We start from the raw sequence: 25,353 nt of genomic DNA, 5'->3' as shown, positions 1-25,353 counted from the left end.
CCCCTTAGATTTAGCTAGCAGCGAAAGCGCTCCTGCAATCAAAGGTTAAGTTTAAATAATAATAAAAAAATGCTCTCCTAACTCAGGGGGGCTTTTTTTTTGTTAAGATATATTAAAGCTCAGCGAAAAGATGTTAAAATAACCATGCTCTATATCTTTTAGGCTTAGCTGGGTCTGAAAAAGATTAACAAAACTATAAAATTACAGGTTTAGTTATGGCTCAACTTTCTGGTGCTTCAGATGTTCCCGATATGGGGCGTCGCCAATTCATGAACTTATTAACCTTTGGAACGGTAACAGGAGTAGCTTTAGGCGCACTCTATCCAGTGGTTAAATATTTTATTCCTCCTTCTAGCGGTGGAGCAGGTGGTGGTGTAACCGCTAAAGATGCTCTAGGTGATGACGTGATTGTCAGTAATTTTCTAGCTACTCATAACCCAGGCGATCGCGTTTTAGCCCAAGGTTTAAAAGGAGACCCCACCTATTTAGTAGTTAAAGAAGACAAAACCCTCTCTAATTACGCTCTCAACGCAGTATGTACCCACTTAGGTTGTGTTGTACCTTGGAACGCTAGCGAAGATAAATTTATCTGTCCTTGTCACGGATCACAATATGATGCAACTGGTAAAGTAGTCAGAGGACCGGCGCCTTTATCCCTAGCTTTAGTCAATGCTGAAGTTACCGAAGATGATAAAGTAGTCTTTACCAATTGGACAGATACCGATTTTCGTACCAATGAAGCTCCCTGGTGGGCTTAAAACCACATTACTAAGGTAATTTAAGCAACAATGAAAATGTCTGATCTTCTCGCAATGAGTCGTAGAGTAGTTTTAACCCTGCTTCTCACCATTGCTCTATTATTTACCTCCGATGTCATCCTACCTAATGCAGCCCATGCTTACCCATTTTGGGCGCAACAAACCGCACCAGAAACCCCTAGAGAAGCTACAGGAAGAATTGTCTGTGCTAACTGTCATTTAGCAGCTAAACCAGCAGAAGTAGAAATACCTCAATCAGTACTTCCTAACAGTGTCTTTGAAGCTGTGGTAAAAATTCCCTACGATTTAAACACTCAGCAGGTACTCGGTGATGGTTCAAAAGGTGGTTTAAACGTAGGAGCTGTCTTAATGTTACCAGAAGGCTTTAAAATCGCTCCTCCCGATCGCATTCCTGAAGAATTACAAGAAAAAGTCGGTGGCGTCTATTTCCAACCCTATCGCGAAGACCAAGAAAACGTTGTCCTCGTTGGACCTTTACCTGGTGAACAATATCAAGAAATCGTCTTCCCTGTACTTTCTCCTGACCCCTCCCAGGATAAAAATATTAAGTTTGGTAAATACGCTGTTCATCTAGGTGCTAATCGTGGACGTGGTCAACTTTATCCTACAGGTGAAGCTAGTAATAATACGGTTTACAACGCCTCTGCAACTGGTACAATCAGTGCGATTACTGCTCAAGCAGCTGGTGGTTATGAAGTTACCATCAATACAGAAGATACATCTGTAGTTAACAAAATCCCCGCAGGTTTAGACTTAGTAGTTAGCGAAGGACAAGAGATTACAGCGGGTCAAGCTCTCACCAATAATCCTAACGTCGGTGGATTTGGTCAAAAAGATACAGAAATAGTCTTACAAAGTCCTAATCGTGTTCTCGGGTTAATTCTCTTTTTGGGAGGAATTATGCTAGCACAAATTATGCTAGTACTCAAGAAGAAACAAGTAGAAAAAGTTCAAGCAGCAGAAATGAATTTCTAGCTTTTGTCTTGAACAAGTTCATAAGTCAAGGATTAGGGTAAAATAAAGTTGAACCTCTAATTCTTGGCTTTATTTATTGGGTTAATTAATTATGACGATTTCTCAAGAGTTTAAAGATAAAATTAAAGCGGGAAAATTCAGAGAAGCACTGATTTTAGCTTTAAGTGAATCCATAGAATTAACAGTGACTACTTCTGTAGTTAATGATTTGACAGCGACAGAATCTGATACTTATATTAGTACCGAAGTTAATTTAGTAGAAGGTGAAATTACTAACTCAATTAGTAAGGATATTCTCGCTAATCCAGAACTATGTAAATTACATTTTGAGCAAGTTAAACAAGGACAAGAAATTATCTTTAATAATCTCAAAAGTTTTCAAACAATGTTAGGGTTTTTAGAGGAAGTTTCTGAGTCTCAATCTCCAGAATTACCAGAAAATAGCCCTAAGAGTTTACCATCTAAGGATAATTCTAATCATGACAGTGACTGAAGAATTTAAAATCGCGGTTAAAACAGGAAGATTAAAAGAGGCTTTTTTAATACTTTTAAGTCAAAGTTTTGCTGTAAGGATTACTACTAATATTGGGGAGGAAATACAGCTAGAAACCTCAATCAATGTAGTGGAAGGAAAAATCAATAATCAAATTGACCAGGCTTTTTTAAGTTATCCTCAACATAATTTAGTAGAAAAATTTCATTATGAGCAAGTTAATCTAGCCCCAGAATTACTTAGGGAATATGTCAAAAATTGGTACTATCTCTCTGAGTTTCTTTCTCAAGGAGAAAATATCAGCCCAACTCCAGCATTAAATCCAGATATAGAAGTTTTACCAGCTGAAACACCAGCTAAACAGGAAGAATGGTCAGAATTTCTCAACGAGGTAGAAACTATTGAGGTAGTCAATAAAGAGGAATCTGATAACGAGGATTGGGGAGATTGGATGGAAGAAGATGAGGATTGGCAAAATAATCAGTGAGTCAAGATAATTCTCTAGTTAGAAGTAATAAATTAGCTGAAAGTTTGCTAGAGGTAACAACTTTAGAAATCAAAACTATGGTTGTAGAAACAATTCCTGTGGAATCTTTTCACCCTTGGCAAATATATCAGGAAATTTATCAGTTATCGCCATCCCTTCTTCAACAACAGGGAATTTCTAACAGTTTAAGCGATTGCTATCTTCAACTACGTCAACAATTAGCTGTAGAATACTCTCTAGTCACCCGAATCAGAGAACTTCCCGGGCCCGAAGAATTAGTTAACTCCCCCCTATTCGAGGAAAAACCGAGATTTGTAGCTAAATTACGTCAATTAGGCATAAACAAACATATTTTAGACCAAAATCAGGCTATTTACGCTCAAACCATCCTAGAATTAGAAGGCAATATCACCAACAGGTATAATCAAACCCTTCTTAACCATCCCCAACGAGACATAATTCTCAGCCTACATTCTCAAGGAGTAAACGCAGCTACCCAACAATGGCAACGGATTATTCAATTAATCACCAAGATTTTATGTTAACTCCTGACAATCTTAACCACCATTGGGCAACAATTATGGTGACAACCCTGAGTAAATTAGGGCTAAAAATCGCTGTAATTAGTCCTGGATCTCGTTCCACCCCTTTGACTCTGGCTTTAGCTAGGGATAAAAGTATAGAAACACTTGTAGTGCTTGACGAACGTTCCGCGGCTTTTTTGGCTTTAGGAATGGCTAAACGCCAACAAATACCCGTAGCATTAATATGTACTTCAGGAACAGCAGGAGCTAATTTTTATCCCGCTATTATCGAAGCTAAGTATAGTCAAGTACCCCTATTAGTCTTAACCGCCGATCGCCCTAAAGAGTTACAAGATTGTCATGCAGGTCAAACTATCGACCAAGTTAGATTATATAGTAATTATCCCAATTGGCAAACAGAATTAGCCATCCCCCAAGCCGATTTATTCTTATATAGTTATCTACGAGAAACTCTGGTACAAGCTTGGCGACGTTGTCTGTTACCTACTCCTGGAGTAGTTCATCTCAATTGTCCATTTCGTGAACCTTTAACCCCTGTAAGTCTAAATAGTTCCCCAGAATTACCCGCGGATTTTTGGCAGAATCTCTCAGGTGATCAACAATTACCCCCGAGAACATTTTCTCTCCCCTCAGATTGGCTGAATTGTGAAGAAGGAATCATTATCGCAGGTTTAGCGACACCTTCTAACCCCCAAGGATATTGTCAGGCGATCGCTCGTTTATCTCGTTGTTTAGGTTGGGTAGTTTTAGCAGAAGCTTTATCACCTTTACGCAATTATGCAGGGATTAACCCCTATTTAATTTCTACCTATGATTTTCTCTTACGTTCCCCCGATTTAGCCCAAAAACTCACCCCTAAGCTAGTTATTCAATTAGGAGAACTTCCTACTAGTAAAATCTTACGTCAATGGTTAACTCAAACAGCAGCTACGCGCTGGATAATCAGTAGCAGTGGTGAAAATTTCGATCCTCTCCATGGTAAGACTATTTATCTTTCAGGGGAGATTACGGAATTATCCATACCAACAACAGTAAAATCTGACTCTGCTTATAGACAATTATGGTGTAATAATGAAAAGAAAGCTAGAGAATATCTAGATAACAGTTTAGCTAGTGAACAGGGATTTTTTGAAGGTAAAGCATCTTGGTTACTATCTCAACACTTACCACCAAAAACCCCCATTTTCCTAGCTAGCAGTATGTCTGTTCGTTATGCGGAATTCTTCTGGAAACCAGGAGATAGAGAAATTATACCCTATTTTAACCGTGGTGCTAATGGTATCGATGGTACTTTAAGTACCGCTTTAGGGATGGCTTATGGTCAACAAAGTGCTATTTTACTCACAGGAGATTTAGCCTTATTACACGATACCAATGGTTTTTTATTTAGCAATAAATTTAAAGGTCATTTAACCATTGTACTGATTAATAATCAAGGAGGAGGTATTTTTAATCACTTACCTATTGCTCAATTTACCGATTATTTTGCAGAATTTTTCGCTACTCCCCAAGCTATAGATTTTGGGACTTTATGTCAAACCTATCAAGTTCAACACCATTTGATTACTAGTTGGTCAGAGTTTATTAACTTATTAAATCCCCTTCCCTGTGAAGGTATTCGTGTTTTAGAATTAAACTGCGATCGCTTTTTAGATAGTCTTTGGTTAGCTTTAAGAGTTAAGTCTGAGTTGTTAGAAACTGATATTTTCGGTAATAGCACCCTTTAAAATTTTATTGCTGAGGAGAATTTGCTATACTTTATAATACTCTTTCTCAAGTGTTTTTGTCTCTAAAGAAATTGTCTCTATCTCATTAATATTACTAGTGGCTAGGATTACTAAACCATATTTTCGCTAATTTCAAACTCAATTTGTATATCATAAAAACAATAGTACTTTTAAATCAGATTATGGTCACTCAACCTTTAAGAGAAACCCCTTCTCTTATTCCTCCTCAAATTACCACTTTACCAGATCACACTCAATTACCTGATAATGATGATAACTTTGTGAAAAATTTTCAAGAACACCCTCAGAGTATCTTACTTACCGAAACTATCAACCCGATTCTGCAAAAAATACATCCAGACCGTTATTATTGTATTGGTCAAGATAGTGGTATTTATTGGCGACTTACTGAACCTGTTAACCGAGGTGTAGTAGCACCAGACTGGTTTTATGTTCCCAATGTTCCCCCTAGTTTAGACGGAAAACTGCGTCGTTCTTATGTTATGTGGCAAGAGATGGTCTCCCCTCTGATTGTGATCGAATTTGTCTCAGGGGATGGTAGTGAAGAAAGAGATAAAACCCCTTGGCGAGGGAAATTTTGGCTTTATGAACAGATTATTCACGCCGGTTATTATGCTATTTATGAGGTAGAATCGGCAAGTGTGGAAGTATATCAATCAGTAGCAAATAGTTATCAGTTAGTAAGTCCCAATGAAAGAGGACATTACCCTATGCCAGAAATGGGGGTAGAATTGGGAATTTGGCAAGGAATGTATCAAAATGTGGATTTACCCTGGTTGCGTTGGTGGGATAGTCAAGGTAATTTACTCTTAAATGGGGATGAACGCGCTGAACAGGAAAAACAACGCGCCGATAAATTAGCAGCTAAATTAAAAGAATTAGGAATTGAATTCGAGGAAATGTAAATTTTTATCTGCTTCAAAAGTGCGAACGCTTTTCTGATAGGTCTTAGAGTTAAACTGCGATCGCTGCCCAAACCAGGTATAAATTTCGACGCGGGAGAATGTCAATGGGAAAATGAACTAAACTAGAGATAAACCTAAGATGCAAGAAGTTATGACACAAACAACTCAAGCTCAACAATCAGGTATTCAACTCTCAGAAAACGCTCTCAAACATCTATTAATGTTAAAAGAACAACAAGGTAATCACGACCTCTGCTTGCGTGTAGGTGTGCGTCAAGGTGGTTGCTCGGGAATGTCCTATATGATGGATTTTGAAGATCTCAGTCAAGTTCGCGAAAATGACAAAGTCTTTGATTACGAAGGGTTTAAAATAATTTGTGATCCTAAAAGTCTTCTTTATCTCTATGGACTAGTGCTAGATTATAGTAACGCTCTCATTGGTGGAGGTTTCCAATTTACTAATCCTAACGCAGCTCAAACCTGTGGTTGTGGTAAGTCTTTTGGTGTTTAAATCTTGTTAGTATCGAGGCGCTTTTATAGCGCCTCTACAGCATTCTATGAAATATATAATTATTACGATTATCCTAGGGTTAAACACAACTCAAAGCGCATTATCTCTACCAGATCCAGAGGATATACCCGAAGAAGTCTTAAGGACAGAAATAGTCTTAGAAGGGCGATCGCCAATAGATGGTGAGCCAGTCACTTTAACAGAATATGTAGAATTACGAAACCAAATCAGTCAGAGTAGATTTCCCCCCAATTTAGACCCCGAAATCAGACATCAAGTATTTTTACTAGAATTACTCAAGTTTTTACGCATTTTTACACCATTATAATTAGGGAACTTTTAGGGAATGACTAGACAAGGACTGTATAATAATCATCAAGAAAAGTCAAAATATTTTATACTCTTGTGATAAACGGTGGTTTAATGTCTCCTACAGTTACTTATGAACAGGTTGCGCAAATTGTCAACAACTTGCATCAAGATCCCTTTGAAATATTAGGTAGTCATCCTCTAGAAGAAAACGGTCAAGTCAAAAGTTGGGTAGTAAGAGCTTATCTTCCCAAAGCTGAGACTGCTTTTGTTGTCTGTCCCGAGTTACGTAAAGAATACCCGATGACTGCGGTACATCATCCCCAATTTTTTGAATGTGTGATTCACACTCAGGAACTAAATAATTATCAGATTAGAATTAAGCAAGGAGAGCATGAAAGAGTAACATATGATCCATACGCGTTTAGCTCAGCCAAATTAACCGATTTTGATATACATTTATTTGCTGAAGGGAATCACCATAGAATCTACGAAAAACTAGGGGCCCACCTTATGGAAATAGGAGGAGTAAAAGGGGTTTACTTCGCTGTTTGGGCGCCTAATGCGCGTAACGTATCTATCCTAGGGGATTTTAATAGTTGGGATGGTAGAGAACACCAAATGCGTAAAAGAGGTAATGGTATTTGGGAATTATTTATTCCTAATCTAGTTATAGGTGAGTGTTACAAATACGAAATTAAAAACTACGAAGGTCATATTTACGAAAAATCAGATCCCTATGGTTTTGCTCAAGAAGTACGTCCTAAAACAGCCTCAATTGTGGTTGACTTAGATAGCTATAAATGGAATGACCAAGACTGGATGGAAACAAGACGTCATAATGATCCTTTAACCCAACCTATCTCAGTGTATGAATTACATCTAGGGTCATGGTTACACGCTTCTTCCGCTGAAAAAACCAAGTTATTAAGTGGAGAAAGTGAACCTGTCATTGTGGCTGATTTAAAACCAGATGCGCGTTTTCTGAGTTATTACGAACTAGCCGAAAAACTAATTCCCTACGTCAAAGAACTTGGCTACACTCATATAGAATTACTCCCCATAGCAGAACATCCCTATGATGGTTCTTGGGGTTATCAAGTTACTGGTTATTATGCCTCAACATCTCGTTATGGTAACCCTGAAGATTTTATGTACTTTGTGGATCAATGTCATCAACAAGGAATCGGTGTGATCGTAGATTGGGTACCTGGTCATTTTCCTAAAGATGGTCACGGGTTAGCCTTTTTTGATGGGACTCACCTTTACGAATACGCAGACTCACGCAAAGGGGAGCATAAAGAGTGGGGGACTTTGGTATTCAACTATGGACGTAACGAGGTACGTAACTTTTTAGTCGCTAATGCTCTTTTTTGGTTTGATAAATATCATATCGATGGAATTAGAGTGGATGCAGTTGCCTCTATGTTGTACCTAGACTATCAACGTAAACATGGTGAATGGGTTACTAATCAATACGGTGGTAGAGAAAACCTCGAAGCTGCTGACTTCCTCAGACAAGTTAATAACCTGATTTTTAGTTATTTCCCTGGAATCGTCTCTATAGCTGAAGAGTCAACCGCTTGGCCCATGGTTTCTTGGCCCACTTATGTAGGTGGTTTAGGTTTTAACCTGAAATGGAATATGGGTTGGATGCACGATATGCTAGATTACTTTAGCATGGACCCTTGGTTTCGCCAATTCCATCAAAACAATATTACCTTTAGTATGTGGTATAACCATAGCGAAAACTATATGTTAGCTCTTTCTCATGACGAGATTGTACATGGTAAGAGTAACATGATTGGCAAAATGCCTGGGGATGAATGGCAAAAATTTGCTAATGTTCGTTGTTTGTTTAGCTATATGTTTACTCACCCAGGTAAGAAAACCATGTTTATGAGTATGGAATTCGCCCAATGGAGTGAGTGGAATGTCTGGGGTGATTTAGAATGGCATTTATTGCAATATACTCCTCACCAACAGTTAAAAGAGTTTTTCGCTAGTCTCAATCGTTTATATAAGAGTCAACCTGCTTTATATACAGGTGATTTTGTTAAAGAAGGTTTCCAATGGATCGATTGTAGTGATAATCGTCATAGTGTGGTATCTTTTATCCGTCGCGACAAAGATTCTGATGATTTTGTGGTGGTGGTTTGTAACTTTACTCCTCAACCCCATAGTCATTATCGTGTAGGTGTACCAGTAGCAGGATTCTACACAGAGTTATTCAATAGTGATGCTAAAGAATATGGAGGTAGTAATATGGGTAATCTAGGGGGTAAGTGGACAGATGAATGGTCATTTCATAATTATCCTCAGTCTCTAGATTTGTGTTTACCTCCTTTAGGAGTGTTGGTACTCAAATTGGATACTAGCGATCAAAAGTAAATAGTAAAGATTGGGTTGTTTTGCTCTCAACCCAACTTTCTTTTAAATACACTAAGATAAGATGAGTTTTAGTAAAATTCTCAAAAAGTTACTTAAACAATGTGGATATACTATTTGTCGCAATAGTGATCTACCTTTTGGTTGGAATCTACAACAGGATATTAACAGAATTTCTCCTGATTTAAAGATTAAGACGATTTTTGATATAGGTGCAAATAAAGGACAAACAACCTTAAAATATCGCCAAATCTTTAATGAAGCTGATATCTATTCTTTTGAACCAGTTAAAGCAAGTTTTGCTCAATTACAGCAAAATACTAAATTATTATCTCAGATTTTTTGTTTTAATTTAGCGTTAGGAGCAAATAATGGTCAAGAAGAAATTTTAGCCGAAGGAACATCTGGCTCAAATTCAATTAATAACAAGTGTAGAACGGGATCTTTAGAAACAATTGAAATAATCACTTTAGATAATTTTCTCTTAGAAAGGGAACAAGCAATTACTCAAATTGATTTACTTAAAATTGATACCGAAGGATTTGAACTTAAAGTTCTCGAAGGTGCAAAATCCAGTTTACAAGATGGTAAAATATTATATATCTTTATTGAAGTCACTTTTCGCCCTGAAGATACTCAGCATACTCAATTTATTGATATATATCATCTTTTACAAAAGTATGATTTCAATTTGATTGCTCTTTATGATTGTTATCCCTATTGGGGTGGAGGTAACGCCATTGATTATGCAAACGCATTATTTAAGCGTTGGGAAAAGGGTAAAAATTTACAACTATGGCAATAATTTTTATGTCTAATTCTCTTGATCCAGATAAATACAAACGTCTCAAAGCTGAGTTAAAAACTCCCTATAAAGGGTTAAGAAAGTTTGTCTATTTTAGCTTTGGGGTTTCCGGTTTACTAGGTGCTTTGATTTTTTTCACTAAACTAATTGCGGGGCGAGAAATTGGTGAGACTTTACCTAATTTTGCTCTACAAGTTGGGTTAGTCGCGCTAATGGTTTGGTTATATCGTTTAGAAAAGTAAATAAAAGCCCCAAATAGGGGCTTATTAACCTAGACGGTAGTGATATCTTTTTCCTTGATGCTTAGAAGCTCATCGATTTTAGAGATGTATTCATTAGTTATTTTTTGAATTTGCTCTTGTAAATCTTTGGACTCATCCTCAGAAAGATCATGATTTTTTTCCTGTTTACGCACAGCGTCAACACCATCTCGTCGAATGTTGCGAATAGCGACTTTACCCTCTTCGGCGTATTTTCCCGCTAATTTAACTAATTCCTTACGTCTTTCTGTGGTTAAAGGGGGAATATTCAGACGAATTACTTGACCATCGTTATTAGGGGTTAAACCTACATCAGACAGAGAAATCGCTTTTTCAATCACACTTAAACCACCGCGATCGTAAGGTTGAATCAAAATTGTGGTAGAGTCAGGAGTAGTGATATTAGCTAGAGCTTTTAAAGGTGTTTCAGCTCCGTAATAATCTACCATAATTTTATCTAACAAAGAAGCATTAGCTCTACCTGTACGAATAGTATTAAAAGAACGTTGAGTTGACTCAATCGTCTTTTGCATCTGGTTTTTAAGGTCAGATAACTTCACATGAACCTCCTACAATAGTACCTACTGGCTCTCCTTTTGCAGCTCGTAGGATATTACCTCGAACCGAGAGATTAAAAACAACGATTGGTATATTATTTTCTTTACACAGAGCGATCGCTGTGCTATCCATTACACCTAACTCGTGAGTTAACACGTATCCATAGGTTAAAGACTGATAGCGGTGAGCATTAGGATTAACGATAGGATCGCTGTCATAGACTCCATCTACTTTAGTGGCTTTAAAAATTACTTCTGCGTTTACTTCCGCTGCTCTTAAAGCCGCAGTAGTGTCAGTAGTAAAAAAGGGATTACCAGAGCCAGCACCAAAAATCACTACCCTACCTTTATCTAGGTGTCGAATAGCGCGACGTCTGATATAGGGTTCGGCGACTTCCTGCATGGCGATCGCTGTTTGAACTCTAGTGGGTACGTTTATACGTTCTAGAGCATCCTGTAGAGTCATAGCATTCATGACTGTAGCGATCATTCCGATATAATCAGCCGTAGCGCGATCCATTCCTTTAGCTGCAGCTCTCATCCCCCGAAAGATATTACCTCCACCTACTACTACCACTAACTGGATACCGTTAGCAACTACTTCGGCGATTTCTTCGGCAATTCCTGCTACTATTTCGGGATCTATCCCGTAACCCAAGTCACCCATAAGGGCTTCACCGCTTAGTTTCAAAAGAACTCGGTGGTAATTCATTTTTAGAGCCTATTATTTAGTTTAATTAGTTTCAGCTTGAGTTTACACTTTTCAGGGTATTTTGTAAAAAAATAACTCAAATAGGTAACTTTTCAATAGACTTATTTGAGCCAATTACCACCATTGCTGAGCCTTGATAGAGACGTTGATCAGGGGTTGGATTAACAATAAATTTTTCCCCATTACCAATGGCTAAAACACTCAATCCATAACGTCTGCGAAACTCTAACTCTTGTAAGGTTTTACCGTTAAATTCTTGTGGGACAATAACTTCTACGATACTATGTTCGGGATCTAACTCAAAACGCTCTAAAATCGCAGGTTTAGTCAAACTATGAGCTAATTCTTTACCTGCGTCAAATTCAGGAAAGACGACTAAATCAGCTCCTACTTTTTTCAACAACTTGCCGTGAATTTCTGTAGAAGCTTTAGCTACCACACATTCTACCCCTGCTTCTTTAACATTAAGAGTGGTTACGATGCTTTCTTGGATATAATTACCAATGGCAATGATTACCGTATCAAACTCAAAAATTCCCGCTTGTTTTAAAGCGACAGGATCTGTTGAATCCAATTCAATAGCACTTGAGGCTATTCTTTGATTGAGAGCATCTGCTACTCTTTTCTCATTGATATCTGTACCCAAAACATCGTAACCTAGTTTGTATAAAGTTTGACAAACAGCTTTACCAAAACGACCTAAACCGATAACCGCGAATTGTTTACGACTACTTCCGCGTAAATGATTGAACAATTTCAGAGAGTTAAAATCCACATCTACCTCTTGCGACTCAATGGTTAAGTAGTTTTAACCTACGAGTAAATTTTCTGGCGGATATTGGATGACGTTCTGACGAGACTCACCCAGAATAGCTGCCATAAAAAGTATAACCCCTACTCGACCTATATACATAGTTAAAATTAAAACTAGTTGAGATAATTGAGAAAGTTCCCCTGTGATCCCCATAGATAGCCCTACTGTAGCAAAAGCTGAGATAGATTCAAACAAAATGTGGATAAAGCCAATATGAGAATGATTTTCTATTAAAGCAATAATCAGAGTAGTAAAAGTCACCGTAATCATTGAGCCAAAAAATACTGCTAAAGCTTTTAAGATTAGAGAATAGGGTATTTCTCGACGATACATTATTACCTCTTCTTGTCCTCGTAAGACGGAACGAGTAGCGTTAAAAATTAACCTCAAAGTAGTTGTCTTCAATCCCCCACCTGTACCACTAGGACTAGCACCTACAAACATCAAAGCCATGGTTAAAAACAGTCCTGCTGTAGTCATTTTACCAATATCTATGGAATTAAAACCAGCTGTTCTTGTGGTCATGGATTGAAACCACGCAGCTATTAACTGATTGGGAAAAGATAGCATTCCTAGGGTATTAGGATCATTATACTCAGATAGTAAAAATCCCACCGTTCCCATTAAGAGTAAAAATATTGTTGTACTCGTAACTACCTTAAAATTTAGAGAAAAGGTGAATCTGGCTTTATCTTTATTATGAAACTGATTAAAAAACCAGACATACATCTCAATAATTACTTGATAACCAATTCCTCCAAAAATTACTAAGATAGAAATCATTAGATTAATCAAAATTGAAGATTGATAACCAGTTAAACTATCAGCAAATAGACTAAATCCCGCATTATTCCAAGCGCTAACACTATGAAAAATAGACAACCATAAAGCTTCTCTGAGTGGATAATCTTGGCGAAAAGCAAATATCATCAAGATTGCTCCTGTTAACTCAAAAATCATGGTTGTGGCAATAATAGATACTAATAAGTTATTACTTCCCTGTAAAAATGGTCTGTCAAAGGATTCCCCTAAAGCCATTTTTTGTCTTAAATCACAACGACGTCTCAATAACAGTAACAAAAAAGTCGTGGTAGTCATATAACCTAATCCTCCTATTTGGATTAGTAAGATAATAATTAAATGACCCCAAAATGAATAATAACTACCTGTATCTACCACTATTAATCCAGTTACACAAACAGCAGAAGTTGCTGTAAATAAAGCAGTGATAGGGTTATTCCATGTTCCCGAACTAGTAGAAATTGGTAATAATAACAACAAAGTTCCTACCAAAATAACTACTAAAAAACCTAAACAAATAGTACGAGGAATAGTCATAATTACTTTAAATGGCTAAAGTTATTTTTTCCTGATTTTAAAACATCTTGATAGAGTAATTCTAACTTGGTAATATTATCTTCTAGAGTATAACGCTCTAAAACTCTTTGACGTGCTTTTTGTCCTAAAGTTTGGGTAAATTCGGGTTGATCTCGTAAAATAGGAAGGAGGGTTTTTAATTGGGTAGTAACACCTTTGGTTTCTAAAACGATTCCTGCTCCACCTTCGAGAACTTCTCCATCAGCTCCCGCATTTGTAGCAATAGTCGCTACACCACAAGACATAGCTTCTAACAAAGATAAGGATAAACCCTCTACTAAAGAAGGAAGAATAAAGACATCAACTCCTCGAAGAAGATTGATCCTTTCTTGTTCATCAGCAATAAAACCTAACCAGATTATACCTTCTGTTTTGCCATATGATAACTTTAAAGCGGGAGCTAATGGACCATCACCTACAATCAATAGTTGACAATCTTCACCTAGGTTACAGTATTTCCACGCTTTGAGTAAAGCTTCCAGGTTTTTTTCGATCGCTATTCTTCCCTGATAGATAAACAAGTGTTTAGCCTGGTATTTTTGTTTCAAATGGGAGACACCAGGAGAATACTTATTGGTATCTACACCATTGGGGATAACTACCAACTGTTCGGGTTTGAGACCCATTTTTAATAATAAATCTTTCTGGATGTGAGAGAAAACGATGACTCGGTCATAATGTGCTAAAAAAGGTGCATAGAGTTGATATGTAAAAAACTGAGTACTAGCTTGTAGGTTACGCAATTTATTCCCATCAAAAGCGGGATGGAAGGTAGCGATTAGAGGTAAATTTAATTCCTGACAGATTTCTGGTAGGAGAAAATCTAAAGGTGATAGAGTCAAGGAAGCATGAACTAAATCTGGTTGCAATTCCTTAAGCGATCGCATTAACACTTTACTAGAATGAAAACTAGGAATAGTATAAATTTGTGATTTATAGAGAAATGGTAATAATACTTCGGAGTGATGAGGTAAATCGTCTTTTTCTGACTCTTCTGAGGCAAAATGAAGGAAGCTAACGCGATTACCGCGATCTAGTAAAGCATTAGTGACCTCTCGACTATAAGTTACGTTACCACAAAAGGGAGATTTTTTTCCTAGCCAGGCAATGTGCATGCAAATATTCGCTTATCGACTCATTAATAGAGTAATATAAATCATTTTGGTTGGAAAAAAGTGTTTTTTGATCATAACCTGGTTTGCAAGTACACCCTAGATTCTGTACAAATACCCTGAAGTTGTTTATCCCAAGAGTCTCTTGGGAGACTAGGTAAATAAGCAAAATCAAACACAATGGCGATCGCCGTTATTTTTGACCATTGGGTTTGTTGGAAAAGGCGATCGTAAAAACCTCCTCCATAACCTAAACGGTAACCTTGAGCATCACAAGCTACTGCAGGTACAAGTATTAAATCTACTTGATCAGGAGAAACTCTCGACGCGTCTAGGGAGGGTTCGGGAATACCATAACTACCCTTAATTAAAACCTCTGTTGGTTGCCAATAATACCAATGGAGGGAGTCTCCTAGACAACGAGGAAACCCCCAAGTTTTTTGAGTAAATAGAGGACTTAAATCAGGTTCTTGATTAATACTAAAATAACCTAATATAGTCTCTGCTTGTTGAAAGATGGAAGAGTTTTGTAAATTGCTACAGAGGCGATCGCTATAATTACGCCATAATTCTGGTTCTAGCGATCGCCTTTGTCGTAATAATTGTTTACGTAAACTAGCTTTAGTTATTGTCATAAACCTAAATCAACGGCGATACGATGACCACAACTCATCCCCGAAAAAGCCACAGCATTTAAACCTTGACCTGGAAAAGTGCTGTCACCAACGCAGTATAATCCAGGAATAGCTGTTTTATTAAAAGGCATTCCTAACAAACCAAAAGTTTTACCACGAGGAATAGGACCATAAGTTCCATCTTGTCTCCCTAAAAAGCGTCGGTGAGTGCGTGGTGTTCCTACTTCCTGATAATCTAATCCTGCGATTAATCCTGGGAAGATTTTTTCTAGGCGATCGATGATAGCATTAGCTTGGGCTTCTTTTTTCTGCTCATATGCTTTGGGGCTGAGATTTTGCCACTGCTCGAGCCAACTTGGCGTAAAACTATGGATAATATGGTAACCACTAGGGGCTAAATCAGGATCTAAGAGAGTAGGAATAGATACAAAAATAGTACCACATTCAGCCTCCATATTTTCCCAGTCTTCTAAGAGGATATGATGACATTCTGTACCTGGTGGTAGAACTTCTGCTTTTACCCCTAGATGTAAGCTTAGGAAACTAGGGGATTTTTGATAACGTTTTTGCCAGCGTTGCTCTGATGGGGGTATCATTTCTGATGGTAATAACTTAGAGAAAGTATCCCAACGAGTACAATTAGAAACTATCCGTTTGGCGTAATATTCTTTTCCTGTAGCGGTACGTACCCCGATCGCTTTTTTCCCTGTAGTTAAAATATCTGTTACTCTGGCTTGATATTTAATTTCTCCACCATAATTTTCTAATCCTTCTGCTAGTTTTTTGGCGATTTTGCCTACTCCTCCTTTAGGGTAATTAATACCCCCATAATGTCTGTCTGAAAATACCATCCCCGCGTTAATCATCGGTGTTTGTTGAGCTGGTACTACTGACCAACAGTAACACTCCATATCGATAAATTTCAATAATTGGGGGTCTCTGATATAACGACGTGCCACATCTCCTGTGTTTAGAGGAAGATATTTAACTAATCCTAAACAAGCTGCAGGATTTTGGAAAAATACCCTAGTCAGATAACGCGGCTCTTCTAGAGATAATAGGGGAATAGAGTTTAAACAGTTAAATACTCGCCAACATTCGTCATAAAACTTTCTGATCCCCTCTTTTTCGTGGGGAAAGTGACTAGAGATTTCTTGTAAAAATTTTTCATAGTCTCGATGAACTTTTAGTTCTAAGTCGTAGGGGAGATGATAATGGATTTGGACTGGGTCAGGAATTGTTTCTAATTCAACGTTTACAGCCTCTAGAGCACGGGTTAACAGGTTAGTTGTTCCTTTTTGACCAAAACCAAAAATCATCGAGGCTCCTACGTCAAAGCGATAGCCTTCTCTCTCGAAGTAACCTGAACTACCTCCAGGAATAAGATAGCTTTCTAAGACTAAGACTTTTGCACCTTTAGCTACTAGTTGCGTAGCGGTAACTAATCCCCCTATTCCCGAACCGATAATGATAACGTCGTACTCGTTTGTGGTCATAAACAATGATACTGCTATTAATCCTTAATAATCTATTATAGTTGGCTCGGAGTAACCTTAACTTCGGCTCTCCCAAGCTCCTAACTGAGAATTTTTATCTTTTGCACAAAAATAGTCTCTAACAGTTATTATGATAGATATGAACCAAGAAGACCCAAGGGTGCTAGACACCATCGACAACCTAGATAGTCCCCTGGATTCATTGGAGGAGTTCGAGTCAGAAGCTCCACCTCCTCCTGATCCAGAGGAAATGTTGTTGTTGCTGCAAAATTCTCAATCTCAACAGAGAATCATTGCGGCTAGAGCTTTTTGTGAGATTAAAGATGAAAGAGCCATACCATTATTAATTAATCTCTTAGAAGATACTTGCCCCTTAACTAGAGTAAGTGCTGTTTATGGATTAGGACGTAATACTAGCCCAGATGCGGTAGAGCCTTTAATTAAGCTTTTACAACGAGATTGGAATGGTTATGTACGTAAAGGGGTAGTTTGGGCATTAGGTAATAATCTAGATTCACGAGCTTTAAAACCCTTAATCAAAGCCTTAAAAACCGATATTTCCGCAGTGAGACTATGGGCGGCTAGCAGTTTAGTAGAAATTGCTCAACTCGAATATGAAAGCGTAGTCACAGCGATACCCCCTTTAGTTGAAGCCCTCAGAGGAGATTTAGTAGCACCAGTGCGCAGTAATTGTGCTTGGGCTGTAGGGCAATTAGCCCGAGAACTTCCAGCTAATGTGGTTTATGCTACGGCGATCGACGCTTTAATTGAAGCTTTAGCAGAAGATCCTGATTTAGGGGTTAAAGAAGACGCTAAAACAGCTCTTTTAAAAGTAGGTGATCCTCGTGGTTTAAAAATGATTGAAGAATTAGAGCAGGAAGGATGGATTTAACCTTAACTAAACCCTTGATTGTCGGTGTAACGGGAGCGTCTGGGTTAATCTACGCTGTCAGAACCCTTAAATATCTCCTAGAAGCTAATTATAGTGTTGACTTAGTAGCCTCTAAAGCCGCTTATTTAGTCTGGCAAGATGAGTATCAAACTCGCTTACCCTCTGAGCCTGATTTACAAGTAGAATTTTGGCGTCAACAAACAGGAGTAGAGTATAAAGGTAAACTAATTTGTCATCGCAGTACTAATGTGGGGGCTAGCATAGCTAGTGGTTCTTTTACTACTATGGGGATGGTTATCATACCATGCAGCATGAGTACTGTAGCTAAAATTGCAGCAGGTTTAAGTACAGATTTGATTGAAAGAGCTGCGGATGTACAACTTAAAGAAGGTCGTAAATTAGTAGTAGTACCTCGTGAGACTCCTTTTAGTTTAATTCATCTGCGCAATCTTACTAGTTTAGCTGAAGCAGGAGCAAGAATCGTCCCGGCTATTCCGGCTTGGTATCATCATCCCGAAACTATAGAGGATTTAGTTGATTTTGTGGTAGCTCGTAGTTTAGATCAGTTGGGTATAGATTGTGTTCCCTTGAAGCGTTGGGAAGGTAATAATCATGAACCAGATAGTTAGATTATTGATTCTAGGATTAATCGTGGGCAGCATAGTTTTATTATGGCTGCAAAATCAACAACCCATATCTTTAACGATGTTTGGATTTTATCGCACTCCTGAACTAGCTTTAGCTGTGTGGCTAATTTTATTTACTTTAGCAGGAGTATTTACTAGTATTTTATTACAGTCTTTAGGCTCTTTTCCTAGGAATTCCAAACCAGAAAAAGTTAAACCGAAAACTCCTGTCAAAGAAGCAGTTAAAAATATTCCCCGAGAATCACAAGCACAACCAGAGGAAGACTGGGGTAGTGAAGCCAAAAATTCTGAGCCTTGGGATAATCTTAAACCTCCTGAGTCTCCACCAGAACAACCAGTTACCCCAACTCCACCACCTCCAGAAGAAACTCCTGTGAATACAACCTATTCCTATAGTTATGTCAAAGCCACACCACAACAAAAGAAAAATACCACGGATCAGATTTATGATGCTCCCTATCGGATTATTACTCCACCTTATCAGGAGAATATCCCCCCTTCACCTCAAAACGAGGAGGATGAGGAGGATGAGGAGGATGAGGAATGGATTTAGAGGTGATTTTCTTCTAGATTGACTAGAGGTTGTTCTATACTAGCGTGGAAATCTTTGCGCACTTCTAGACTGAGAAATTTTTGTTGTAATTCTCCCCAAGCTTGATATTTTTTTTCACGATTAACAGTGATTAATTCTACTAGTGTGGGTATTTCTTTTCTCCAGTCTAATTTTAAAGCACCTGTGAGAAATTCTCCTAAAACAAAGCTGTCTTGAACTTCTCCTAAAATGTCTTGAATAGATTTGATGTCTTGCAGATAGGATTGATATTGCTCACCGTAAAAATGTGTGAATAATTCTAGCAAATAACGAGTTCTTTTGGCTTCTTTGCGTAAATCGTGGAGGGTTTCTGCTTGTAAATAGAGTATCTGTTCCCTATTTTCTGTAAAGATAACTTGATTACCGTCAAATCTGATTCCCACTAACCAACCTGGATGGAGTAGGAGTCTGCTAACTTCTGGTAAGAGTAAATCAGCTAAAATTAAATAAATATCTATCTCCGCTATGGGTTGATATTGTGGCTGGGCTAACCATAGTTCTAAGTCTCGCTTGAAATTGTGATATAAGTTGTCCTCCACTAATTTTCTAACTTTTTTTAAGGCTTTATGACGTCGTTTTTCTAGTGTTTTCAAACTTTGAGTTAAGACTAGTTGTTCTGTTTCTGGTAATTGAGGTAAGTATTTCTGAGTAAGAGTTTCTCTTAAAACGTCTAAATCTCTTAACACTCCCAGGATACGACCAATTTTACCCAGGTTTTTATCCTGCGCTCCCTTGGGTAGAGATAAAGCGGGGGCAAATCCTGCGATCGCGCTTCTTAAACGTCTTACTCCGACGCGCATTTGGTGTAATTCTTCGGGATCTTCGTCTTTGATTACTGCACTTTCGTGTTTAAGTACTTTTTCAAAGTGTTTATTAATGGCTAAATAAGCCCAATCCCCGAAGGTTGTGGCTGTTAATATAGTTAGTTGAATCATGTTATTTTCTTTCTGGATGTAAATGCAAATCCTCTTTACTTTCTTCTCCCCATTGATTAATTTGCTTAATCATTTGATAGAGACGTCCTAGGTCTTTTTGGTTAAAATACAATACTATCCGTGGTAAATCTTGGGTTTCGTGTCCCTTTTCCGAGGGTAGAGCTTCGCTTTTTTCTATTCTTCCTTTGACTAGAATATCATTAAATTGTTGATTTAATAGCTCAATTTGTTCGTCACTGAGTTCTGTATTGAGACGCATCACGAATAAATCATTGACGTATCGACTAGAATGATAAACGCTATAGAAGTTAGCAATTATTTTACAGGCTTCTTCTATATTATCGGTTATACTATAGAGATTGGTATCTTCAGGACTAATTAGACCTCTAGTTATCAGGTTACGTATATAGTTGTCCCATAGTTCCCAATAGTTTCCCCCTGGTTCATCTACTAAAACTAGGGGAACTGGTCCATATTTTCCCGTTTGACAGAGGGTAAGGGTTTCAAAAGCTTCGTCTTGAGTGCCAAAACCGCCAGGAAATAGGGCGATCGCGTCACTTTCTCTGAGAAAAAACAGTTTGCGGGTAAAAAAGTACTTAAAGTTAATTAATTTGGGATCATTAACTATATAGGGATTAGCTTCTTGTTCAAAGGGTAGGTTAATATTTAAGCCAAAAGATTGGTCTCTCCCGGCGCCTTCATTTCCTGCTTGCATGATTCCTCCACCTCCTCCTGTGAGAATCATAAAGCCTAATTCAGTAATGCGACGGGCGAACTCTACCGCTAAGCGATATTCTTGCGTTTCTGCACTGATGCGGGCTGAACCAAAAATTGTTACCTTACGAATATGACGATACTGATAGAATGTCCCAAAACCATGTTCTAGATCTTCTAGAGAGGTAGCGATAATTTTCCAATCGAGGCGATCGATTTCTTCTTCTGATATTCTTAACAGTACGGCTAATGCTCGTTCAATCCATTTACCATGTTTATGGGAGGACAACTGGTTAACGAGTGCTTGTAAATCTTGGTTTAGAGATGGTGTTAGAGTCATGATCTCTCTTCAATAACTCCTACATTATAAGTTAAAACAGATCCCAATTAAATTGTTATTGATTCGGAAAAGGGAAAAATATCTGTGGTAATTGTTGATTTCCGTCACCGAGGATAATTATTTTAGTGTTGCTTGATTGAGCTAAACTTTGAGTAGCTTCGATAGTTTTTAGTTGGAGAATCGCTGGGGTTAACCCTTCGGCTAGTTTTTTTTGCGCTTCTGCTGTAGCTTCTGCGGCTATTTTTTCTCTCTCTGCTCTAGCTTGGGCTTCGATTTTTTCCCTCTCTGCGGTGGATCTAGCTTTTTCTAGGTCAAATTCTATTTGTTGTCTTTGTTGTTGGATTTCAAACTGTTGTTGTAAACTTTTTTGTTCTGCGGTAATTTTGGCTTCTATAGCTTCTTGGACGTTGCTAGGTAAAATTACTTTTCTGAGTAAGACTTCTTCTACCTCAAAGCCAAGGGGTTGTAAACTAGTGGTTAAACGTTCTCTTAAGAGATTGGCTACTTCCTGTCTTTTATCACCGTAAATGGAGTTTAAAGAATATGCTGCGGTGACTTCTCTCACCAAGGAGCGAAAACGAGATATAATGATTTCTTCTTCATCTGTCCCGATATTTTGATATATTTCAGCTATTTTGCTAGGATTAGCCCGATATTGTAAACTAACGTCTAATTGGATACTTAGACCTTCTTGTGATGTAGCTTCTACGGTTTCTTTAATATCTTCTAGGCGTGTAGAAAATCGAACTACTTTACTCAGAGGATTAACCAAATGTAATCCAGGATTTAAGGGAGTCTCGGCAACTTTACCAAAGGTTTCTTTGACTCCTACTGTACCCGCGGGGATAGTAATTAGGGTTTTTCTTACAAATCCTAAAGCGACCATACCCCCTATCACTAGAATAACGAGCTTAGCGATTTGAGTTGTGTTAAGATTTTTCATGATTAGAAAAAATTAATTTACTTTAATAATATGACTCAACTACGTCTTAATATTTCTCAAGGTTCTTTAGTATTTAATTTTCCTCCCGAAGCGGCTGAAAAACTTAAAACTGAAATTAACCAATTAATGCAAATCCTGAAAACCAATGCTAGTCAAAAGACTAAACCTACTGCCTCTCCCCCTATGGAGTATCGTTATACGGGTGAGGTTTTTCTAGAGATTTTCTGTAATCCTAATATTTATTCTAGCCCATTTGCTGCTAAAGTGCTACTTACCCTGAGAGATGAAAAAATTCGCTTGACTACGGAAGCTGAGTTAACTAGACTAATAGAGGATTTAGATACTTATTTAACTGAAGTAAAATAGATTTATGAGTGCTTTTACTCAACATTTACTGAGAATAGTTGCCGAAAAATTCCCTGAATCCATCTTTTTTGTTGAGACGAAAAAACCTCTTATCGCTTTAACTATCGATGATGTTGGCGATAATTCTACTCAATTAATTATTGATAAGCTCAAAGAGTATAATCAAGAGTCTCAACAGTTAGTTAAAGCAACCTTTTTTATAACAACTAGTTATTTACAAAATCCTCAACAGCTAATTACTAATATTCTAGCCCAAGGACACGAAATAGGTAATCACGGGGTTTATGATCGCTCACATTATCAATTAACATCAACAGAATTTAAACAAGAAATAATCCAAGCTCATCAAACCCTACAAAAATATACTCAAACTCCTGTAAAATGGTTTAGACCTGCTCGTGGTCGCTATAATCCTAGTATGTTAGTTACCTTGCACAATATGTCTCAAGAATATGATTATATCCCTAAATTTGCTTTAGCTTCAGACCTTCCTCTAGATACATTTTCAGCTACTAATTCTCCCCCATTTACCTTTAAATATTTAAGTCAGTTTATCTTTCCTGGAGCAATTTTTGTGCTCCATGGAGGGACAGAACTCCGAGCCAAAAATACCATAGGTACACTCTCTCTCTTACTACCTTATTTGCATAAATTGGGTTATCAAGTGGTTACATTAACTGAGTTAGTTAACAATTCATCTTATAATCCTTGTTCTTGGTGAGCCCATTTCCAGAAACCAAAACCCGCAGAAATGAGAGTTCCTGTCCAATCGTCAAGTAATTCTTGGTGAATTCCTTTTTCTAAATCGATATTACCGTTTAAGACGATAAAGCCATTTTCATCTGTTTCGGGATTTTCGATATATAGATATGCTCTGGGCCATCTTCTTTGTTGATGCCAAGTATTGCATAACATCATTGTTTTACCCCAAGCTTCTCGGGGAATGGGTTTACTAGAATTGATTTGCACTTTATAAACTGAATTATTGACAATAAACCAAATATCTAAAGCACAACCCCAGTCTTCATCATAATTAAATCTGACGATAAAGTCTCCATCTCGATCTTCAAAATAGTTAAGATCTTTTTCTTCTAAATAGTTTTTGATCATGCTGCGATCAAAAGTTTCTACAGTAGCCATAATCTGTTTTTCCTCTTAATTATTCTTAATTATCAAATAATCCTTGTTCTTTATTTGCCCATATCCAAAAACCAGAAGCTGCAGAAATTACTGTTCTAGTCCAATCATTGAATAATTCTTGGTGAATTCCTTCTTCTAAATCGATATGTTCTTCTAAAACAATAAAGCCATTTTGATCCGTTTCGGGATCTTTAATATTGAGGTAAGCTTTGGGCCATCTTTTTTGTTGATTCCAGGTGTTGCATAACATCACAGCTTTCCCCCAATCTTCTCGGGGAATAGGTTTATCTGTGACAGCTTGGACTCGATAAATTGAATTGGTGAGAATAAACCAAATCGTTAAAGCACAACCCAAATCCTCATCATAATTAAACCTAACTTGAAAATCTCCATCTCTATCTTTAAGATAATTTAGGTCTTGTTCTAATAAATAGGTTTCGATGACACTATGATCAAAAGGTTTAACTGTAGTCATAATCGTTTTTACTCCTTATCGAATAATTTTTGGATTTCTGTTGCTAGTGAGATGTTATATTGAGGTTGGTTTTGTTTTGCTGGAATAGGGAGCGATCGCTTACTTTTGTTTTGGCTATTAAACTTTGTTTGAATATCTCTAGTTAAGTCAGTTTGCCAATTGTAGTAAGTTGTTTGACTATTAATTGCTGTTTGACCAAATATTGCTGCTCCGAATGATACGACAAAATCTAAATTATCAACCGTAACAATATCGTGTTCTAGTCTTAATTCTAAAAGTCTTTTCAGATTAGGAATCAACGAACTTGATCCAACTATTAAAATGTGGTTAATTCTTGACCAATTTAAACCAGCATTTTTAACTAATTGTTCGCAACAATCTACACTTTCAGTAATTATCGGGTCGAGCATTTCCTCAAATTGTTTTCGAGTAAGTGAGAATGTTTCTGCTTCTTCTAAACCTATTTGTAGATTAATTGTTCCTTCTTGATTTTCGCTTAATTGATGTTTAAGCTGTTGACATAAACTAATGATATTGGTATTTTGGGATTCTAGATATTCCCTAAGTTGTTGACTACAATTATCTTTAAGGTAGTCAAAAATTAGGTTATCAAAGTTTAGAACGCCGCAATAATTTAGACTTTTAGGTATGCCTAAAATTTTATAGCCAGTCTTTTTTTTCTGGAGTAAAGTTGCGTCAAATGTTCCACCTCCTAAGTCATAAACCAAGATAATATCTTCCTGCTTAATTTGAGTATTATGAAAATAATAAGTTGCTGCTGCTATAGGTTCTTCTAATAATTTAATCTCGGTAAAACCTGCTTGGTGTGCTGCTTGTTCCATTAATTTACGTTGATATTTATTATAGGTAGCGGGAACAGTAATTACAGCTTGATAAAGATTTTTAATACCTTTTACTTGAGTTATTTTTTCTGCTTCAGTCTTAATTTTTTTAATAATTTCTGTTACTAATTCTTCAGGTAATAGAGAAATTTCACCTAATATATAGGGTTCAGGAGTACCGAGATCTCGCTTAAACTCTCTTTTATACCTTTGGAGGTTGGTTTGTCGATTATTTTCCGCTTCTTGACCTACTAAAATTTCTCCTGTTGCGGTAATAAAAACACTAGAAGGGAAAGTATATCCTTGGGTAAAGGGCTCAGGAATTGGGGTAAGCTTAGCCTCTAATAATAGAGCCGCGGTTGAGTAACAAGTACCAAAGTCAATGCCTAAATACATAATAATTAGCTCCTTAGAGATTTGGGCACTAAGCTAAAAGGGAGCTTACTTTTTATTGTAGCAATTATAAAAGTAGTTTTTAGGTTATGATTACAAATTCTTAATCAAAAACCAAAAGCCCCCTTCTGAAGTAGAAAGAGGCTTTTGGGTAAATATTAATCCT

General features: G+C 37.3%; 30 protein-coding genes. 17 read left to right on the top strand and 13 right to left on the bottom strand.

Going from position 1 to position 25,353, the window contains the following annotated elements:
• Positions 1–215 precede the first annotated feature (215 nt).
• The 12 genes from EA365_06635 to EA365_06580 all read left to right on the top strand — a co-directional run bounded on the left by EA365_06635 (position 216) and on the right by EA365_06580 (position 10,187).
• Positions 216–758, top strand: a complete 543-nt coding sequence (locus tag EA365_06635) for a cytochrome b6-f complex iron-sulfur subunit (GenBank protein TVQ46010.1) — start codon at positions 216–218, stop codon at positions 756–758.
• Positions 759–794: 36 nt separating this feature from the next.
• Positions 795–1,754: an apocytochrome f gene (locus EA365_06630; GenBank protein TVQ46009.1), complete on the top strand. Its 960-nt coding sequence runs from the start codon at positions 795–797 to the stop codon at positions 1,752–1,754.
• A gap of 91 nt (positions 1,755–1,845) precedes the next feature.
• The gene (locus EA365_06625) at positions 1,846–2,247 is read left to right on the top strand and encodes a hypothetical protein (GenBank protein ID TVQ46008.1); all 402 of its coding nucleotides are present in this window, start codon (positions 1,846–1,848) and stop codon (positions 2,245–2,247) included.
• Positions 2,234–2,734 carry a hypothetical protein gene (locus EA365_06620; GenBank protein ID TVQ46007.1) on the top strand — a complete coding sequence of 167 codons (501 nt, stop codon included), beginning with the start codon at positions 2,234–2,236 and terminating at the stop codon, positions 2,732–2,734. Before EA365_06625 ends, EA365_06620 begins: the two co-directional genes overlap by 14 nt.
• Positions 2,731–3,279 (top strand): hypothetical protein, encoded by a 549-nt coding sequence (locus tag EA365_06615; GenBank protein TVQ46006.1) that lies wholly within the window; start codon positions 2,731–2,733, stop codon positions 3,277–3,279. The genes EA365_06620 and EA365_06615 overlap by 4 nt, the downstream gene beginning before the upstream one ends.
• Positions 3,273–5,006, top strand: a complete 1,734-nt coding sequence (menD, locus tag EA365_06610) for a 2-succinyl-5-enolpyruvyl-6-hydroxy-3-cyclohexene-1-carboxylic-acid synthase (GenBank protein TVQ46014.1) — start codon at positions 3,273–3,275, stop codon at positions 5,004–5,006. The genes EA365_06615 and menD overlap by 7 nt, the downstream gene beginning before the upstream one ends.
• A gap of 182 nt (positions 5,007–5,188) precedes the next feature.
• Entirely contained in the window at positions 5,189–5,932 is a 744-nt protein-coding gene (locus EA365_06605) for a Uma2 family endonuclease (GenBank protein ID TVQ46005.1), read from the top strand.
• Between the two features lie 151 nt (positions 5,933–6,083).
• Positions 6,084–6,443 (top strand): iron-sulfur cluster assembly accessory protein, encoded by a 360-nt coding sequence (locus tag EA365_06600; GenBank protein TVQ46013.1) that lies wholly within the window; start codon positions 6,084–6,086, stop codon positions 6,441–6,443.
• Positions 6,444–6,489: 46 nt separating this feature from the next.
• Complete coding sequence (locus EA365_06595) at positions 6,490–6,771, top strand: hypothetical protein (protein ID TVQ46004.1); 282 nt, start codon at positions 6,490–6,492, stop codon at positions 6,769–6,771.
• A 95-nt stretch (positions 6,772–6,866) separates the two neighbouring features.
• Complete coding sequence (gene glgB, locus EA365_06590) at positions 6,867–9,143, top strand: 1,4-alpha-glucan branching enzyme (GenBank protein TVQ46012.1); 2,277 nt, start codon at positions 6,867–6,869, stop codon at positions 9,141–9,143.
• Positions 9,144–9,204: 61 nt separating this feature from the next.
• The gene (locus EA365_06585; GenBank protein ID TVQ46003.1) at positions 9,205–9,945 is read left to right on the top strand and encodes an FkbM family methyltransferase; all 741 of its coding nucleotides are present in this window, start codon (positions 9,205–9,207) and stop codon (positions 9,943–9,945) included.
• Between the two features lie 5 nt (positions 9,946–9,950).
• Positions 9,951–10,187: a DUF3493 domain-containing protein gene (locus tag EA365_06580; protein ID TVQ46011.1), complete on the top strand. Its 237-nt coding sequence runs from the start codon at positions 9,951–9,953 to the stop codon at positions 10,185–10,187.
• Between the two features lie 29 nt (positions 10,188–10,216).
• On the opposite strand, the gene EA365_06575 is transcribed toward EA365_06580, so the two are convergent.
• The 7 genes from EA365_06575 to crtH form a co-directional block, all read right to left on the bottom strand.
• Entirely contained in the window at positions 10,217–10,765 is a 549-nt protein-coding gene (locus EA365_06575) for a ribosome recycling factor (GenBank protein TVQ46002.1), read from the bottom strand.
• On the bottom strand, positions 10,752–11,474 hold the full coding sequence (locus EA365_06570; GenBank protein ID TVQ46001.1) for a UMP kinase: 723 nt from the start codon (positions 11,472–11,474) through the stop codon (positions 10,752–10,754). Before EA365_06570 ends, EA365_06575 begins: the two co-directional genes overlap by 14 nt.
• A gap of 76 nt (positions 11,475–11,550) precedes the next feature.
• Positions 11,551–12,249 (bottom strand): TrkA family potassium uptake protein, encoded by a 699-nt coding sequence (locus EA365_06565; protein TVQ46000.1) that lies wholly within the window; start codon positions 12,247–12,249, stop codon positions 11,551–11,553.
• 33 nt (positions 12,250–12,282) lie between these two features.
• Positions 12,283–13,626 (bottom strand): ATPase, encoded by a 1,344-nt coding sequence (locus tag EA365_06560; GenBank protein TVQ45999.1) that lies wholly within the window; start codon positions 13,624–13,626, stop codon positions 12,283–12,285.
• A 2-nt stretch (positions 13,627–13,628) separates the two neighbouring features.
• Complete coding sequence (locus EA365_06555) at positions 13,629–14,780, bottom strand: glycosyltransferase family 1 protein (GenBank protein TVQ45998.1); 1,152 nt, start codon at positions 14,778–14,780, stop codon at positions 13,629–13,631.
• Between the two features lie 71 nt (positions 14,781–14,851).
• Positions 14,852–15,412: a 5-formyltetrahydrofolate cyclo-ligase gene (locus EA365_06550; GenBank protein ID TVQ45997.1), complete on the bottom strand. Its 561-nt coding sequence runs from the start codon at positions 15,410–15,412 to the stop codon at positions 14,852–14,854.
• The gene (crtH, locus tag EA365_06545; GenBank protein ID TVQ45996.1) at positions 15,409–16,908 is read right to left on the bottom strand and encodes a carotene isomerase; all 1,500 of its coding nucleotides are present in this window, start codon (positions 16,906–16,908) and stop codon (positions 15,409–15,411) included. The genes EA365_06550 and crtH overlap by 4 nt, the downstream gene beginning before the upstream one ends.
• A 130-nt stretch (positions 16,909–17,038) precedes the next feature.
• On the opposite strand from crtH, the gene EA365_06540 reads away from it, so the two are divergent.
• From EA365_06540 to EA365_06530, 3 genes are read left to right on the top strand one after another with little or no spacing between them, the layout of a single operon-like run.
• Positions 17,039–17,800, top strand: a complete 762-nt coding sequence (locus EA365_06540) for a HEAT repeat domain-containing protein (protein ID TVQ45995.1) — start codon at positions 17,039–17,041, stop codon at positions 17,798–17,800.
• On the top strand, positions 17,791–18,429 hold the full coding sequence (locus tag EA365_06535) for a UbiX family flavin prenyltransferase (protein ID TVQ45994.1): 639 nt from the start codon (positions 17,791–17,793) through the stop codon (positions 18,427–18,429). The genes EA365_06540 and EA365_06535 overlap by 10 nt, the downstream gene beginning before the upstream one ends.
• Positions 18,413–19,000 (top strand): hypothetical protein, encoded by a 588-nt coding sequence (locus EA365_06530; GenBank protein TVQ45993.1) that lies wholly within the window; start codon positions 18,413–18,415, stop codon positions 18,998–19,000. Before EA365_06535 ends, EA365_06530 begins: the two co-directional genes overlap by 17 nt.
• Here the strand turns inward: EA365_06530 and EA365_06525 are convergent.
• The 3 genes from EA365_06525 to EA365_06515 are packed head-to-tail and all read right to left on the bottom strand — an operon-like array spanning position 18,997 to position 21,971.
• Positions 18,997–19,974, bottom strand: a complete 978-nt coding sequence (locus EA365_06525; GenBank protein TVQ45992.1) for a CHAD domain-containing protein — start codon at positions 19,972–19,974, stop codon at positions 18,997–18,999. The two genes, EA365_06530 and EA365_06525, sit on opposite strands and share 4 nt — an antisense overlap.
• Position 19,975: 1 nt before the next feature.
• Positions 19,976–21,028, bottom strand: coding sequence for a TIGR00730 family Rossman fold protein (locus EA365_06520; GenBank protein TVQ45991.1), 1,053 nt, complete (start codon positions 21,026–21,028; stop codon positions 19,976–19,978).
• 55 nt (positions 21,029–21,083) lie between these two features.
• Positions 21,084–21,971 (bottom strand): prohibitin family protein, encoded by an 888-nt coding sequence (locus EA365_06515; protein ID TVQ45990.1) that lies wholly within the window; start codon positions 21,969–21,971, stop codon positions 21,084–21,086.
• A gap of 30 nt (positions 21,972–22,001) precedes the next feature.
• On the opposite strand from EA365_06515, the gene EA365_06510 reads away from it, so the two are divergent.
• Together EA365_06510 and EA365_06505 are read left to right on the top strand one after the other, a co-directional pair.
• Positions 22,002–22,337, top strand: coding sequence for a hypothetical protein (locus EA365_06510; GenBank protein TVQ45989.1), 336 nt, complete (start codon positions 22,002–22,004; stop codon positions 22,335–22,337).
• Positions 22,338–22,341: 4 nt separating this feature from the next.
• Positions 22,342–23,058, top strand: a complete 717-nt coding sequence (locus EA365_06505) for a hypothetical protein (protein TVQ45988.1) — start codon at positions 22,342–22,344, stop codon at positions 23,056–23,058.
• Here the strand turns inward: EA365_06505 and EA365_06500 are convergent.
• From EA365_06500 to EA365_06490, 3 genes are read right to left on the bottom strand one after another with little or no spacing between them, the layout of a single operon-like run.
• Positions 23,037–23,477, bottom strand: a complete 441-nt coding sequence (locus EA365_06500) for a YbjN domain-containing protein (GenBank protein TVQ45987.1) — start codon at positions 23,475–23,477, stop codon at positions 23,037–23,039. The genes EA365_06505 and EA365_06500 overlap by 22 nt on opposite strands.
• Positions 23,478–23,502: 25 nt before the next feature.
• Entirely contained in the window at positions 23,503–23,952 is a 450-nt protein-coding gene (locus EA365_06495; GenBank protein TVQ45986.1) for a YbjN domain-containing protein, read from the bottom strand.
• A gap of 8 nt (positions 23,953–23,960) precedes the next feature.
• Complete coding sequence (locus EA365_06490; protein ID TVQ45985.1) at positions 23,961–25,190, bottom strand: Hsp70 family protein; 1,230 nt, start codon at positions 25,188–25,190, stop codon at positions 23,961–23,963.
• Positions 25,191–25,353: the final 163 nt, after the last annotated feature.

The organism is Gloeocapsa sp. DLM2.Bin57 (assembly GCA_007693955.1).
Taxonomy (GTDB): Bacteria; Cyanobacteriota; Cyanobacteriia; order Cyanobacteriales; family Gloeocapsaceae; genus Gloeocapsa.
The sequence above is the reverse complement of the archived record's forward strand: the minus strand, read 5'-3'. Positions and strand labels throughout refer to the sequence as shown.